This is a genomic window from Streptomyces incarnatus, from assembly GCF_001027185.1.
Classification (GTDB): Bacteria; Actinomycetota; Actinomycetes; order Streptomycetales; family Streptomycetaceae; genus Streptomyces; species Streptomyces puniciscabiei.
On the sequence record NZ_CP011497.1, the window covers coordinates 1,409,021 to 1,421,834 of the forward strand.

At 72.4% G+C, this 12,814-nt stretch carries 14 protein-coding genes and 2 pseudogenes; 7 read left to right on the forward strand and 9 right to left on the reverse strand.

Annotated features, from left to right (window positions below; translation table 11 throughout):
* The coding region (locus tag ABB07_RS06225; RefSeq protein WP_208897758.1) for a hypothetical protein at positions 1-500 on the reverse strand (500 nt) is incomplete at its 3' end.
* Positions 501-710: 210 nt separating this feature from the next.
* Here ABB07_RS06225 and ABB07_RS06230 point away from each other — a divergent pair.
* Positions 711-1,418: a glycoside hydrolase family 75 protein gene (locus ABB07_RS06230; protein ID WP_208897759.1), complete on the forward strand. Its 708-nt coding sequence runs from the start codon at positions 711-713 to the stop codon at positions 1,416-1,418.
* Between the two features lie 13 nt (positions 1,419-1,431).
* Here the strand turns inward: ABB07_RS06230 and ABB07_RS06235 are convergent, their stop codons facing one another.
* Both ABB07_RS06235 and ABB07_RS06240 read right to left on the reverse strand, forming a co-directional pair.
* Entirely contained in the window at positions 1,432-2,133 is a 702-nt protein-coding gene (locus ABB07_RS06235; RefSeq protein ID WP_208897760.1) for an SDR family oxidoreductase, read from the reverse strand.
* 78 nt (positions 2,134-2,211) lie between these two features.
* Positions 2,212-3,114, reverse strand: coding sequence for a class I SAM-dependent methyltransferase (locus ABB07_RS06240; RefSeq protein WP_208897761.1), 903 nt, complete (start codon positions 3,112-3,114; stop codon positions 2,212-2,214).
* 136 nt (positions 3,115-3,250) lie between these two features.
* On the opposite strand from ABB07_RS06240, the gene ABB07_RS06245 reads away from it, so the two are divergent.
* Positions 3,251-4,024 (forward strand): phytanoyl-CoA dioxygenase family protein, encoded by a 774-nt coding sequence (locus ABB07_RS06245; protein WP_208897762.1) that lies wholly within the window; start codon positions 3,251-3,253, stop codon positions 4,022-4,024.
* Between the two features lie 25 nt (positions 4,025-4,049).
* Here the strand turns inward: ABB07_RS06245 and ABB07_RS06250 are convergent.
* Positions 4,050-4,182, reverse strand: a pseudogene (locus tag ABB07_RS06250) (glycoside hydrolase family 6 protein); the annotation flags it as partial.
* Here ABB07_RS06250 and ABB07_RS06255 point away from each other — a divergent pair.
* Positions 4,183-4,365: pseudogene (locus tag ABB07_RS06255) on the forward strand (glycoside hydrolase family 48 protein); the annotation flags it as partial.
* A gap of 13 nt (positions 4,366-4,378) precedes the next feature.
* Here the strand turns inward: ABB07_RS06255 and ABB07_RS06260 are convergent.
* From ABB07_RS06260 to ABB07_RS06270, 3 genes are all read right to left on the reverse strand, one after another.
* The gene (locus ABB07_RS06260) at positions 4,379-5,155 is read right to left on the reverse strand and encodes a class I SAM-dependent methyltransferase (protein ID WP_208897763.1); all 777 of its coding nucleotides are present in this window, start codon (positions 5,153-5,155) and stop codon (positions 4,379-4,381) included.
* Between the two features lie 5 nt (positions 5,156-5,160).
* The gene (locus ABB07_RS06265; protein ID WP_208897764.1) at positions 5,161-5,469 is read right to left on the reverse strand and encodes a 4a-hydroxytetrahydrobiopterin dehydratase; all 309 of its coding nucleotides are present in this window, start codon (positions 5,467-5,469) and stop codon (positions 5,161-5,163) included.
* 136 nt (positions 5,470-5,605) lie between these two features.
* Positions 5,606-6,766, reverse strand: a complete 1,161-nt coding sequence (locus ABB07_RS06270; RefSeq protein WP_208897765.1) for an ADP-ribosylglycohydrolase family protein — start codon at positions 6,764-6,766, stop codon at positions 5,606-5,608.
* Here ABB07_RS06270 and ABB07_RS06275 point away from each other — a divergent pair.
* The 4 genes from ABB07_RS06275 (at position 6,759) to narJ (ending at position 10,126) form a co-directional block, all read left to right on the forward strand.
* Positions 6,759-7,589 (forward strand): helix-turn-helix domain-containing protein, encoded by an 831-nt coding sequence (locus ABB07_RS06275; protein WP_208897766.1) that lies wholly within the window; start codon positions 6,759-6,761, stop codon positions 7,587-7,589. The genes ABB07_RS06270 and ABB07_RS06275 overlap by 8 nt on opposite strands.
* A gap of 108 nt (positions 7,590-7,697) precedes the next feature.
* Complete coding sequence (locus ABB07_RS06280; protein WP_208897767.1) at positions 7,698-8,561, forward strand: helix-turn-helix domain-containing protein; 864 nt, start codon at positions 7,698-7,700, stop codon at positions 8,559-8,561.
* 36 nt (positions 8,562-8,597) lie between these two features.
* Entirely contained in the window at positions 8,598-9,407 is an 810-nt protein-coding gene (locus tag ABB07_RS06285) for an SAM-dependent methyltransferase (protein ID WP_208897768.1), read from the forward strand.
* Between the two features lie 242 nt (positions 9,408-9,649).
* Entirely contained in the window at positions 9,650-10,126 is a 477-nt protein-coding gene (gene narJ, locus ABB07_RS06290) for a nitrate reductase molybdenum cofactor assembly chaperone (RefSeq protein WP_208897769.1), read from the forward strand.
* A gap of 9 nt (positions 10,127-10,135) precedes the next feature.
* Here the strand turns inward: narJ and dnaK are convergent, their stop codons facing one another.
* A complete protein-coding gene (gene dnaK, locus ABB07_RS06295; RefSeq protein ID WP_208897770.1) occupies positions 10,136-12,019 on the reverse strand; it encodes a molecular chaperone DnaK in 1,884 nt (627 codons plus the stop codon).
* Positions 12,020-12,158: 139 nt separating this feature from the next.
* Positions 12,159-12,584, reverse strand: coding sequence for an OsmC family protein (locus ABB07_RS06300; protein ID WP_055709926.1), 426 nt, complete (start codon positions 12,582-12,584; stop codon positions 12,159-12,161).
* Between the last annotated feature and the right edge of the window lie 230 nt (positions 12,585-12,814).

Below are 12,814 nucleotides of genomic sequence, written 5' to 3' on the forward strand. Positions count from 1 at the left end.
GCGGTGAGCGATGTGCGGTCGGCGAAGAGGACGCCCGCCATGCCGCGGCCGCGTTCCCGGTCCAGGAAGAGGGCCGCGCCGGCGAATCCGGGCAGGACCTCCAGCCGGGGCAGCGCGCCGGTGTGGAAGGTGTCGGTGGCGAGGTCCGCGTCCGCCGGGTCGAACTCGAGCCGGGTGAGCCGCAGGCCGCCGCCGGTGACGGGCCGGTGCGCGCGGTGGAGGACGACGGCCTCGTAGTTCTCGACCGCGAGGGTCCCGGCGAAGGGCTGCAGCAGCTCCGGCCGCCGGGCGCTCATCACCTCGTCGCTGATGCGGCGCGCGTCCGCGGACTCCCACCAGCTGACCGTGAGCAGTTTGCCGAGCTCACGGTCGACGAAGACGCCCGCGCCCCGGTAGCCGGGCCGTTCCTCCAGCAGGTCGTGCCCCCGCGTGTTCAGGGCCCCCACGGCCGTGCCCAGCCGCGCCGGATCGCCGGTCGCGTACACCGTGCGTACGAACATGCGCCTCGCCTCCCGGAGCGGTGGTCCTGCCGATCGACGCGGCAGACATATCCGGAAAAGTGGTCCCCTTCAGTGTTGCCACGGTCTCAAATCCCCGCAATACGCACAGCTTTCGGGAGCCCGCAACCGCAGGGTTGACGAGGACATGCAAACGGGTCCACGGTGTACGGCACCCGGTAAGGAAACTTTCCTAACAGAAGGGCTCCCGCAGTGCGCCTTCGAACCCTGACCCTTGCCGCGGCCTCCGGGGCCGCCCTGCTCGCCGCCGGAGTGCTGCCCGCGCACGCGTCCGCCGGCCCGGCGGCGCGGACCGCTCCCGCCTCCGCCCAGGAGGGCTCGGTCAGCGCGGCCGACCTGCTCGCCAAGGTGAAGTCGTGTGCGCAGATATCCCACGGCAAGTACAAGACCGACGACGAGACGTCGGCCACGGTCCCCGTGTGCGGCAAGAACGGCGCGGTCTTCTGGAAGGCCGACATGGACATCGACTGCGACGGCCAGCGCACCGCCAACTGCAACGAGAACCGCGACCCCTGGTACCAGGACGACACCGCCTTCCACCAGTCCGACGGCAAGCCGCTGAAGGCGGAATCGCTCCCGTACATCGTCGTCCCCAGCTCCAGCGGCATCTGGAACTACGCCGGCGCCGGCATCAAGGGCGGCGGCGTGGTCGCGGTCGTCTACAACAACAAGGTGGAGTACGCCGTCGTCGGCGACACCGGCCCCACGAAGATCATCGGCGAGGCGTCGTACGCCACCGCCAAGGCGCTCGGCATCGACCCTGATCCGAAGACCGGCGGCGCCGACTCGGGCGTGACCTACATCCTGTTCAAGAACTCCAGGGTCTCCCCCATCGAGAGCCACAGCGCCGCGGTCTCTCTCGGGGACCAGCTGGCCAAGCAGTTCCTCGCGAACAACTGACCAGCGCCGTACGTCAGTTGGGCTGGCCCAGCGGGCGTACGACCACGGTGTTGACGTCGACCCCGGCCGGCTGCCGGATCGCCCAGACCACCGAGTCGGCGATCTGGTCGGCGGTCAGCAGGTGCCCCGGGGGCAGGCTGCCGAGGCCGTCCCAGAACGGGGTCTCCACCCGGCCGGGGGCGACCAGCGTCACCCCGATCCCGAAGTCCGTGACCTGGCGCCGGGTGTTCTCGGCGAGCCCGGTGACCGCCCACTTGGTGGCGCCGTAGAGGTTGCCCGGGGTGTTCACGAACCCGGCGACGCTGCCGATCAGGACGATCCGGCCGCGGGACTCCTTCAGCGCCTCGACGGAGGCCCGGACGAGCAGGGCCGGGCCGAGGACGTTGGTGAGCACCATCTCGGTCCAGCCGGCCGGGTCACCCTCGGCGACGGTGTCATGGGTGGCGAAGCCGGCGTTGGCGACGACGGTATCCAGTCGACCGTATGCCTTGAGCGTTCGGTCGACGGCATCCTGTATGTCGTCGAACGCCGACGCGTTGCCGACGACCGTCAGCAGTTCCGCCGGATTCCCGAGCCCCTCGGCGAAGTCCCGCAGCCGGGTCTCCGTACGGCCGGTGACAGTGACCCGGTGGCCGGCGGCCAGCAACTGCCGGGTGACGGCGGCGCCGATGCCGGTGCCGCCGCCGGTGACGAGCGCGACCGGAGAGTCGTTCATGTGAGGTCCCCCTGTGTGTCGGTGAGACCGGGAGTCCATCACTTGGAGCACTCTCGAAGTCAAGCTCCGCCGCAGGTGTCACACCGGCCGTACCGCCCGGTGCACCGTGTGGGCCGACAGGACGAACACGTCGGGGCGGCGGTGGGCGCCGGCGGGATCGGCGGGGTCGAGGAGGCGGTCGAGGGTGGCGCGGTCCTCGGCGTCCAGGGCGTCGCCGAGGACGTCCCGGGCGCGGGTGAGCGCACCGACGACGAAGGCACGGGCCCGGTCCGGCAGCGGGGCGGGGATGTCGAGGAGGAAGCTGCGGGTGCCCGTGTGCTTCAGGCCGGCCGCGGTCAGCAGGGCGGGCCAGTCCTCGGTCTCGGCGACCGCGCCGGGCAGCTCGGCGCGCATCCGTGCGAAGCGTTCCTCCTGGACCACGTCGAGGCGGGCCTGCAGTCCGGGGCGGCCGAAGCCGATCTCGCGGGGCAGATAGCGGGCGTGCAGGCCGCCCTCCAGGATGGCCAGCGTGCCGCCGGGGGCGAGCCGGGAGCCGAACGCGGCGAGCGCGGCCCGCTGGTCGCCGAGGTGGTGCAGGCTGCGGCTGGCCCACAGCAGGTCCGCCGGGTAGTCCAACTCCGCGAGAGATTCGGGCAGTTCACCCGCGAGGGTGTCGAAGCGGTCGGCGACGCCCTGCCGGGCGGCCCGGGCGCGGGCACGCTCCAGCAGCGGTTCCGAGGCGTCGGCGGCGACCACCCGCGCGCCGGGAAACGTCTCCGCCATCAGGCAGGCGATCACTCCGGGTCCGCTGCCCGCGTCCACGATCAGCCCGGGCTCGGTCACCTCCTTGCCCAGCCAGGCCAGGGCGCGCGTGTACGCGGGGGCGCACACCTCGGCCTCCGTCTCCAGCAGCGCCGCCATCGCGGACCAGTCGATGTCGCCGCCATGGGTGTGACCGTGGGTGTGACCGTGACCGTGGTGAGCCTCGTGGTCGTGTGCCATCTCGATCAGCCTCTCGCTCGGATGCGGACAGGGTGCGACGGCGCACGGGGAGACGCCAGTTTCGTTGCCGGAGCCGCAAAAAGTGTGCCGGAGCCGCAAAAAAATGGAGTGCGCGGGAGCGGACCGTGCGACCAGCATGGGCCCGGTGAACGATGACCTCGTAACGCGCTTCCTCACCGACGGCTTCGTGAAGGTCGAGGGCGCCTTCCCGCCACGCGTCGCCGCGGACTGCGCCCGGCTGCTGTGGCGGGAGACGGGGTACGACCCGGACGACCCGAGCACCTGGAAGGAGCCGGTGGTCCGGCTCGCCGGCATGGCGCAGGGGCCGTTCGCGGCCGCCGCCAACTCCCCCGCTCTGCACGAGGCGTTCGACCTGCTCGTCGGCGAGGGGCGGTGGGAGCCGCGGTATTCGCTGGGTACCTTTCCGCTGCGGTTCCCGCACCCGGTCGAGCCGGACGACGCGGGCTGGCACATCGAAGGCAGCTATCTCCCCGAGGGCGAGCAGTGGTACTTCACCAACCTGCGCTCCAGGGACCGCGCTCTGCTGATGCTGTTCCTGTTCAGCGAGGTCACCGAGGCCGACGCCCCGACGCGGATCCGGGTCGGCTCGCACCTGGACGTGCCGCCGCTGCTGGAGCCGTACGGCGAGGCGGGCGTGTCGGGCCTGGAGATCGCGCCGCAGCTGGTGGAGGCATCGGCGCACCGCCCGCTCGCCTACGCCACCGGCCGCCCCGGTGACGTCTACCTCTGTCATCCCTTCCTGGTGCACGCGGCCCAGCCGCACCACGGCACCCGGCCCCGCTTCATGGCGCAGCCGCCGCTGTGTCCTGCGGTGCCGTACGAGCTGGACCGGCCCGACGGCGCGTACTCGCCGGTGGAGCAGGCGATCCGCCGGGGCCTCGGCCACTAGCGGCCAGGGCCCCGGCGGGCGTTCACACATAGGCGTCGATACCGGCGGCCGGGGCCGCGGTCGGCCGTTCGCCGAGGCCGGCGCCGCTCTGGTTGCACCAGTCGCCGACGTGGACGCCGGTCGGTGCGGCCGCCGTTGACGTAGTCGTCCACGGAGGCAGCCTGGGCATCGCCGTCCCCGAGACCCGCAGCGACTACAGCCGGTTCGGCGACAGCGTGTACGGGCCGAGCGGCTGGAGCGGCACCATGCCGAACGGCGACGCGATCAACTCCGCAGCCACCTTCACCTCGCTGCGGTCCTTCTACAAGTTGGCCATGGGCTCGTACGCGGAGCTGGTCGAGCAGGCCGCCCCGCTCACTGCGGTCGGACTCCCCCGGTGTCGGTCCCCCGCCATGGCTTCCGGAACGCGCGCACCGCGAAGACCGGGTCCGGGCGGGGGCGGTCCTGGTCGGGGAGCTGGGACAGGCGCGCGGCGAACTCCTCGGTGCGCGCCTCGCCCGGTGGCAGCTGGGTGAACCAGCCGCGGCGCAGGTCGTCGACGGTGGTGCGGGGGCTTCGGCCCTGGCCGACGCCGGGGAACACGGCGCTGCCGGACGGCCGGAGTCCGTGCCGGACGGCGTGCGCGGTGACGGTGGCGGCGGCGTCCTGTGCGGGACGGCGCGGACGCGAGGCGAGGACGGCGTCGATGTCGCTGCCGACGTCGTGCGCCGCGGCCTTGTCGACGGTGGTGACGTAGACCCCGCCGGGCCGCAGTACCCGGGCGCACTCGGCGACGATCGCCCGGGCGTCCTCGGGGTCCTCCAGCAGGTGCAGCAGCCAGATGCTGGTGACGGCGTCGAAGGTGCCGGTGCAGAAGGGCAGCCGGCGGCTGTCGGCCCGTACGACCGCGCCCGGCAGGCGGACTCCCGCCATGCGGACCATGGCGGGGGCGAGGTCGGCGCCCGTGACCCGGAGCGCGGGGCGGCCGGCGGCGAGCCGGCGGGTGACGATGCCGGTGCCGCAGGCGACGTCGAGGAGACGGCCCGGGGTGTCGGGTATCAGGTCGAGGACGGCCTGTGCGGCTGCCGCGGCGCGGGCCTCGCCGCCCCGGGACGCGTCGTAGGCGTCGGCTTCCTTGTCGTAGTCGAGCACGCCGCTCAGTGTGCGCTGTGACCTGGGGCGATGTCCTCCACCCTGCGGGCGAGCGCGAAATCCTTCTCGGTGAGGGCGCCCCCGGCGCTGTGTGTGTGCACGCTGAGGGAGACGGTGTTGTAGCCGAGGGTGAGGTCGGAGTGGTGGTCCAGTTCGTCCTGGACCGCGGCGATGTGCATGACCAGAGCCGCCGCCGCGACGTGCGAGCCGAGCCGGAAGGAGCGGGTGAGCCGGCCGGTGTCGTCGACCGACCAGCCGGGCAGCTCGGCGAGCCGGTCCTCGATCTCCTTCTGCGACAGCGGTTCGACGGCCATGGCCGGGTCTCCCTTCGAGGCGGCTGGAACACGGGCTACGGGTTCAGCCTGCCACGCCGGACGTGCGCCCACTCCCCCACCGGACCGGCCACGTCGGCCGGGTGCGTGCTCGGTCGCGGGACGGGCCCGGCCGGCGTCAGCAGCGTGCGCACTCCGCGGCGAGGTCGTCGGCGAGCGCGGCGATCCGGTCCCGGCCCTCCACCCGGGTCACCCAGGCGTGCGGCAGGCCGGTGTCGCCGTACTGCGCGCCGAGCAGGTTGCCGCAGATTGAGCCGGTGGAGTCGCTGTCGCCCGAGTGGTTGACGGCCAGCGGCAGCGCCTGCTCGGCGGCGGGCTCGGCGAGCGCGCAGTAGACGCCGATGGCGAGGGCCTCCTCGGCGACCCAGCCCGCGCCGAGGGACTCCACCTTCTCGGCCGTGGGCGTCCCGTCGGCGGCGAGGTCGAGGGCGGCGCGCAGGGCGGCCGTGGTCTCGGTGTGACCGCGGTACCGCTCCAGCAGCCGCAGCGTGCGCAGTACGGCGCCCTCCAGGGACTCGCCCGCGACCAGGTGCGCCACGATCGCGGCGAGCGCGCCGGCCGCGTAGTAGCCGGTCGGGTGGCCGTGGGTGATCTGGGCGCCGCGCGCGGCCATGGCGAAGGCCTCCTCGGCGGGGGCGACCAGGCCGAAGGGGGCCGAGCGCATGACCGTGCCGCAGCCCTTGGAGTCGGGGTTGACCTCGCCCGGTGTGCCGTCCAGGGGGAGCGCGGGGTCGGGCGCGTACATCTGGGCGACGCCGGACAGGCAGGCATTGCCGGGGGCGCGGCGGGCGTACAGCCAGGCCTCGGTGACCAGGCCGCCGTCCGGTGCGCCGGGCTGCGCGGGTGCCGGCTGCCCGGGGCCGGGCTGCGACTGGGTCCGCAGCCAGCGCTCGTAGGCCTGACGCAGCAGCAGGGTCCAGGCGCCGCCGATGCCCTTCTCGCGCTCCCGTGCGTGCGCCTGGATCAGGGCCTCGACGGTGAACAGGGTCATCTGGGTGTCGTCGCTGACCAGGCCGACCGCGCCGTGGGCGACGGGGACGAGACCGGCGACACCGCGCGGGCCGTGGGTGGCGCGGATCCGGTCCAGGGAGGCGAATTCCACGGGGTAGCCGAGGGCGTCACCGAGCGCGCCGCCGAGGAGGCAGCCGCGGACCCTGGCCCGGTACACGGCCGCGGTCTGCAGGGACGCCTGCGGGAACGAGGGCCGCCAGGGCTTCGGCCACGGCTCGTAACTGCGCAACTCGAGCAACTCCTCGGCTAAGTTCGGACGTATGACCATTGTCGCCTCCGGCCCCACCGCGTCCGCGACCGCCCCCGCCGCCGGCAAGGGCGTCGGCCCGCTGCTGCGCGCCTGGCGGGAGCGGCGCCGGATCTCCCAGCTGGAGCTGGCGCTGCGCGCCGACTCCTCGGCCCGGCACATCAGCTTCATCGAGACCGGCCGGTCGCGGCCGAGCGAGGAGATGGTGCTGCGGCTCGCCGAACACCTGGACGTGCCGGTGCGCGAGCGCAACGCGCTGCTGCTGGCGGCCGGTTACGCCCCGCACTATCCGGAGACCCCGCTGGACGACCCGGCGCTGAACGCGCTGCGCGACGGCATGGAACGCCTCATCCGGGGCTACGAGCCCTACCCGGCCCTGGTGGTCGACGCCTGCTACTCGGTCGTGGCCGCGAACCGGGGCATCATGATGATGCTGGACGGTTTGCCGGAGTCACTGCTCGCGGCGCCGAACGCGATGCGGCTGACCCTGCATCCGGAGGGTCTGGCACCGCGCATCCGCAACCTGCGCGAGTGGCGCGGGCATCTGCTCGCGCAGATGGAGCGGCAGATCGCGCTGCAGCGCTCGGACCAGCTGCGCGCACTGTACGAGGAGGTGGCCGCCTACCCGGTGCCTCAGGACGCGCCGGGTGCCGAACCCGCCGAGCCCGTCCCGTACTTCGCGCTGCCCATGGTCATCGAGCACGACGGCCGGACCCTGTCGTTCGTGTCGTCCATCTCCACGTTCAACACGCCGATGGACGTCACGGTCGCCGAGCTCGCCATCGAGACGTTCCTGCCGGCGGACCCGGCGACCGTCAAGTACCTGCACACGCTGGTCGGTTGAGCGCGGTCGGCGGATCGTTCCGCGCCACCGGATGCCCTCGCACCGGTGTGCGGGAGGGGATCGCATGGCAGACTGCCCGCGTACTTCGGCGCGTGGGGAGGGCGTGGCGTGAGTGAGCGGCGGGCTGCGCCCACCGTGGGACAGGTGGTGCTCGGCAAACGGTTGCAGGAACTGCGCGAGGCGTCGGGTCTGAGCCGGGAGGAGGCCGCGAAGGTCCTCCGGGTGGCGTCGGCGACCGTACGGCGGATGGAGATGGCCGAGGTCGCGCTGAAGATCCCCTACGTGCAGGTGCTGCTGGACACCTACGGGGTGGCCGAGGAGGAGGCGGCCGCGTTCGTGCGGCTGGCCGAGGAGGCGAACCAGCCGGGCTGGTGGCAGCGGTTCCACGACGTCCTCCCGGAGTGGTTCAGCCTGTACGTCAGCCTGGAGGGCGCGGCCCGGATCATCCGCTCCTACGAACCGCACTTCGTACCCGGTCTGCTGCAGACCGAGGACTACGCCCGGGCGGTGCTGGAGGCCGGGACGATCGGGCAGACCTCGCCCGGGACCGTGGAGCGGCATGTGTCGCTGCGCATGGAACGGCAGCGGCTGCTGGAGCGGGACGACCCGCCCCACCTGTGGGTGATCATGGACGAGACGGTGCTGCGGCGCCCGGTGAGCATGCGCGGCGAGGTGATGCGCGCGCAGCTGGACCGGCTGCTGGAGTACGCCGCGCGGGACCGGGTCACGCTGCAGCTCGCCGAGTTCACGGCGGGCCCGCATCCGGGGACGTACGCGCCGTTCACGCTGTTCCGGTTCGCCGAGCCGGAGCTGCCGGACATGGTGTTCACCGAGTACCTGACCGGCGCCCTCTACCTGGACTCCCGCCGTGAGGTGGCCGCGCATCTGGAGGTGCTGGACCACATGACGGCCCGCGCCGCGTCGGCCCAGCGCACCCGGATGCTGCTGCGGGAGTTCCGCGAGACCCTCTGACGCCATGTCCGGACCGATTCCTGGGGGAAACACCGTATGACCGCACGCGATGCCACGCCCGCGCCGATCGACACCAGCCGCCCGCACCCCGCCCGGGTGTACGACTGGTGGCTGGGCGGCAAGGACAACTATCCGGTGGACGAGGAGCTGGCGCGGAAGATCCTCGCCGTGGACGGCACGGTGGTGCGCGGGGCGCGGGCCAACCGCCGCTTCATGCACCGGGCCGTCCGTACGGCGGCCGAGGCCGGGGTACGGCAGTTCCTCGACATCGGCACCGGCATCCCGACCGAACCCAACCTGCACCAGGTCGCGCAGGGCGTGGCACCGCGGTCCAGGGTGGTGTACGTCGACAACGACCCGATCGTGCTGCGGCACGCGGAGGCGCTGCTGCAGAGTTCCGCCGAGGGCAGCACGGACTATGTGCACGCCGATGTCCGCGATCCCGGCACCATCCTGCGCCTGGCGGGCGAGTCCCTCGACCTCGGCCGGCCTCTCGCGCTGTCCCTGGTCGCGCTCACCCACTACCTGGGTGAGCGGGAGGACGACGTGTTCGGGCTGGTCAAGCGGTACGTCGACGCGCTCGCCCCCGGCAGCTTCCTGATCCTCTCCCAGGTGACCCAGGATCTCAGTCCCGAGGGTGTGGCCGCAGCGGCCGAGCTGTTCCGCCGGAGCGGCACGCCGTTCCATCCCCGCACGCTGCCCGAGTTCTCCCGCTTCTTCGACGGCCTGGAGCTGCTCGGCCCCGGCGTCATCCCGGTGTACGGCTGGCGCCCGGAGCCGGTGGACGTGGCGGCCCAGGCGGAGGGTGTCGTACCGGTGTACGCGGGGGTGGCGGTCAAGCGCTGACCCTTGCTGCGCAGCGCCGGCGGTCCGGGATCACCCGTACGGGGGGCGCGGCCGCAGGCGGCCGGTGCGGGGCGTGGCCGGGGGCGGCCGGTGCGGGGCGTGGCCCGGCGGCCGGATGACCCGTACGGGTGCGTGGACAGGTGCGTTCCCGTGCTCGCCCCTAGGTTGCTGACCACGGGGTGAGCCGAGGGAGCGCAGGTGAAGGCATGCCGTGACGACCCGGCCGACGCGAAGGAGCCCTGATGCCCTCGGACGCGGTGCTGTACCAGGCGGCGGCGCTCTGCCTGACCTACCCGGACGACGACCTCGTCGCCCGGCTGCCGCTGCTGCGCGAGGCCGCCCCGCAACTGCGGGCGTTCACCGACCACGCCGCCGTCACCCCGCGGCGGCAGCTGGCCGCGCACTACCTGCAGGTCTTCGGCTCCGGGAACCGGCACAGCCTCCATCTGAGCCGGTGGCAGAGCGCGGACACCCGGCAGCGCGACATGTCCCTGGACCGCTTCAAGGACCTCTACCACGAGCACGGCCTGCAGTTCAGCGGCGAGGAGCTACCGGACTTCCTGCCGGCTGTACTGGAGTTCACCGCGCGGACCGGCGACACCAGCGTGCTGGCCGAACACCGCCGCGCGCTGCAGGACTTGCGTACACGGTTGACCGACTACGGCACACCGTATGCAATCGTGCTCGATGCGGTATGCGCCACACTGCCGACCGCCTAGCCCGGCTCATCAGGCTGCTCCGCCCTTGCTGTCGGGCTCGTCGTCCACGATCTCCGCGTCGACCACGCCGTCCGCCTCGGCCGTGGTCCCGTTCTCCGCGTCGGCCGTCGTCCCGCTCTCCTGCGCGGCCTGCCCGCCGGCAGAGGCGGCCGCGTACATGGCCTGCCCCATCTTCTGGCTGACGGTGGCGAGTTTCTCCACGCCGGTGCGCAGGGCGGTGGTGTCGGCGTTCTGTTCCAGCAGGGCCTTCAGTTCCGCGGCGGCCGACTCGACTTCGCCGCGCGTGCCGGCCGGCACCCGGTCGTGGTTGTCGCGCAGGAACTTCTCGGTCTGGTAGACGAGTTGCTCGGCCTGGTTGCGGGTCTCGGCGGCCTCGCGGCGCCTGCGGTCCTCCTCGGCGTACTGCTCGGCGTCCCGCATCATGCGGTCGATGTCCTCCTTGGGCAGCGCCGAGCCTCCGGTCACCGTCATCTTCTGCTCCCGTCCCGTCGCCAGGTCCTTCGCCGAGACGTGCATGATCCCGTTGGCGTCGATGTCGAAGGCCACCTCGATCTGCGGGACGCCGCGCGGGGCGGGCGGCAGCCCGGTGAGGTCGAAGACGCCGAGCTTCTTGTTGTAGGCGGCGATCTCGCGTTCGCCCTGGTAGACCTGGATGCCGACCGAGGGCTGGTTGTCGGTGGCGGTGGTGAAGATCTCCGAACGGCGGGTCGGGATCGTGGTGTTGCGTTCGATCAGCCTGGTCATGATGCCGCCCTTGGTCTCGATGCCCAGGGACAGCGGGGTGACGTCGAGCAGCAGGACGTCCTTGACGTCGCCGCGCAGGACGCCGGCCTGGAGCGCGGCGCCGACGGCGACCACCTCGTCGGGGTTGACGCCCTTGTGCGGGTCCTTGCCGGTGAGGTCGCGGACCAGGTCGGTGACGGCGGGCATCCGGGTGGAGCCGCCGACGAGGATGACGTGGTCGATCGCGGACAGCTGGATCCCCGCGTCCTGGACGGCCTGGTGGAAGGGCTTCTTGCAGCGGTCGAGCAAGTCGGCGGTGAGCTCCTGGAACTGAGCCCGTGTCAGTTTCTCCTCCAGGTGCAGCGGGCCCTCGGCGGAGGCGGTGATGTAGGGGAGGTTGATGCTCGTCTCCGAGGACGAGGACAGCTCGATCTTGGCCTTCTCGGCGGCCTCCCGCAGCCGCTGCACCGCCATCTTGTCGGCGCCGAGGTCGATGCCGTGACCGCTCCTGAACCGCTTCACCAGGTACTCGAGGACCCGCTGGTCCCAGTCGTCGCCGCCGAGGTGGGTGTCGCCGTTCGTGGCCTTCACCTCGATGACGCCGTCGCCGATCTCCAGCAGCGACACGTCGAAGGTGCCGCCGCCGAGGTCGAAGACCAGGACCGTCTGTTCGTCGCCCCGGTCCAGGCCGTAGGCGAGGGCGGCGGCGGTCGGCTCGTTGATGATCCGGAGCACCTTCAGGCCCGCGATCTCGCCGGCCTCCTTGGTGGCCTGCCGCTGGCTGTCGTCGAAGTACGCCGGTACGGTGATCACCGCGTCCGTGACGTCCTCGCCGAGGTAGGCTTCCGCGTCCCGCTTCAGTTTCTGCAGCACCCGCGCGGACAGCTCCTGCGCGCGCAGGCGGGTGCCGTCGACCGAGCCCTGCTCCGGAAAACGCCAGGAAGCGTCTCCCATGTGCCGTTTCACCGAGCGGGCGGTGCGCTCCACGTTGGTCACGGCCTGCCGTTTGGCGACCTCGCCGACCAGCACCTCCCCGTTCTTCGCGAACGCCACCACGGACGGCGTGGTCCGGGCGCCCTCCGCGTTGGTGACGACGGTGGGCTCGCCGCCCTCCAGGACGGCCACCACCGAGTTCGTCGTCCCGAGATCGATCCCGACCGCACGTGCCATGGTCCGTCCCCTTCCGCCCGGGCGACTGCCGCACTCCCAGCACAGGACGTGCCCGCGACGCTGTCAATGCCCGGGTTCCCGGGAACGGCGATGCCGCGCCCCCGGACCGGGACGCGGCATCGAGGAGCCGTACGGGCCGTTAGGCCAGCTCGGCCGTCAGGGTGATGGTCGTACCGGCCAGGGCCTGGCTGACCGGGCAGTTCTTCTTGGCGTCCTCGGCGGCCGACGCGAAGCCCTCCGCGTCCAGCCCCGGCACCTCGCCGCGCACGGTGAGGTGGATGCCGGTGATGCCCTCGCCCGGCTGGAAGGTCACGTCGGCCTTGGTCTGCAGCCGGGTGGGCGGGGTGCCGGCGCCGGTCAGACCGTGCGAGAGGGCCATGGAGAAGCAGCTGGAGTGGGCGGCGGCGATCAGCTCCTCGGGGCTGGTCTTGCCGTTCGCCTGCTCGGCGCGCGACGGCCACGACACCGGCTGCTCGCCGATGCCGGAGGAGTCGAACGTGACGACGCCGTGCCCCTGGAGCAGGTTGCCTTCCCAGACGGTGTGCGCGGTGCGCGTGGTGGCCACGATGGTTCCTTTCGCGTCGGGTCCCGTCACGTGAGATCCCGTTACGGGAGTTTTCCGTGCCCCTATCCGATCACATCCGGGCTCCTCGCACTCTGAAGACCGGGCCACGCGGCGTGAACGGGAGGTGACTTCCCCGCGGGACCGGACAGGGCCCTCGGCGTAGGAGGCGGTCGCGCCGAGCGGGGCGCGCGAAGGACCGTACGGGCTCCGGGTGAGGCACGGACTCTTCG

What these genes read in the sequence shown, in the direction of transcription:
- ABB07_RS06270 (WP_208897765.1), bottom strand. Translation starts at nt 6,766, where the DNA reads ATGGTCATACGTCCGAACTTAGCCGAGGAGTTGCTCGAGTTGCGCAGT.
- ABB07_RS06275 (WP_208897766.1), top strand. Translation starts at nt 6,759, where the DNA reads ATGACCATTGTCGCCTCCGGCCCCACCGCGTCCGCGACCGCCCCCGCC.
- ABB07_RS06235 (WP_208897760.1), bottom strand. Translation starts at nt 2,133, where the DNA reads ATGAACGACTCTCCGGTCGCGCTCGTCACCGGCGGCGGCACCGGCATC.
- ABB07_RS06240 (WP_208897761.1), bottom strand. Translation starts at nt 3,114, where the DNA reads ATGGCACACGACCACGAGGCTCACCACGGTCACGGTCACACCCACGGT.
- ABB07_RS06265 (WP_208897764.1), bottom strand. Translation starts at nt 5,469, where the DNA reads ATGGCCGTCGAACCGCTGTCGCAGAAGGAGATCGAGGACCGGCTCGCC.
- dnaK (WP_208897770.1), bottom strand. Translation starts at nt 12,019, where the DNA reads ATGGCACGTGCGGTCGGGATCGATCTCGGGACGACGAACTCGGTGGTG.
- ABB07_RS06245 (WP_208897762.1), top strand. Translation starts at nt 3,251, where the DNA reads ATGGGCCCGGTGAACGATGACCTCGTAACGCGCTTCCTCACCGACGGC.
- ABB07_RS06285 (WP_208897768.1), top strand. Translation starts at nt 8,598, where the DNA reads ATGACCGCACGCGATGCCACGCCCGCGCCGATCGACACCAGCCGCCCG.
- narJ (WP_208897769.1), top strand. Translation starts at nt 9,650, where the DNA reads ATGCCCTCGGACGCGGTGCTGTACCAGGCGGCGGCGCTCTGCCTGACC.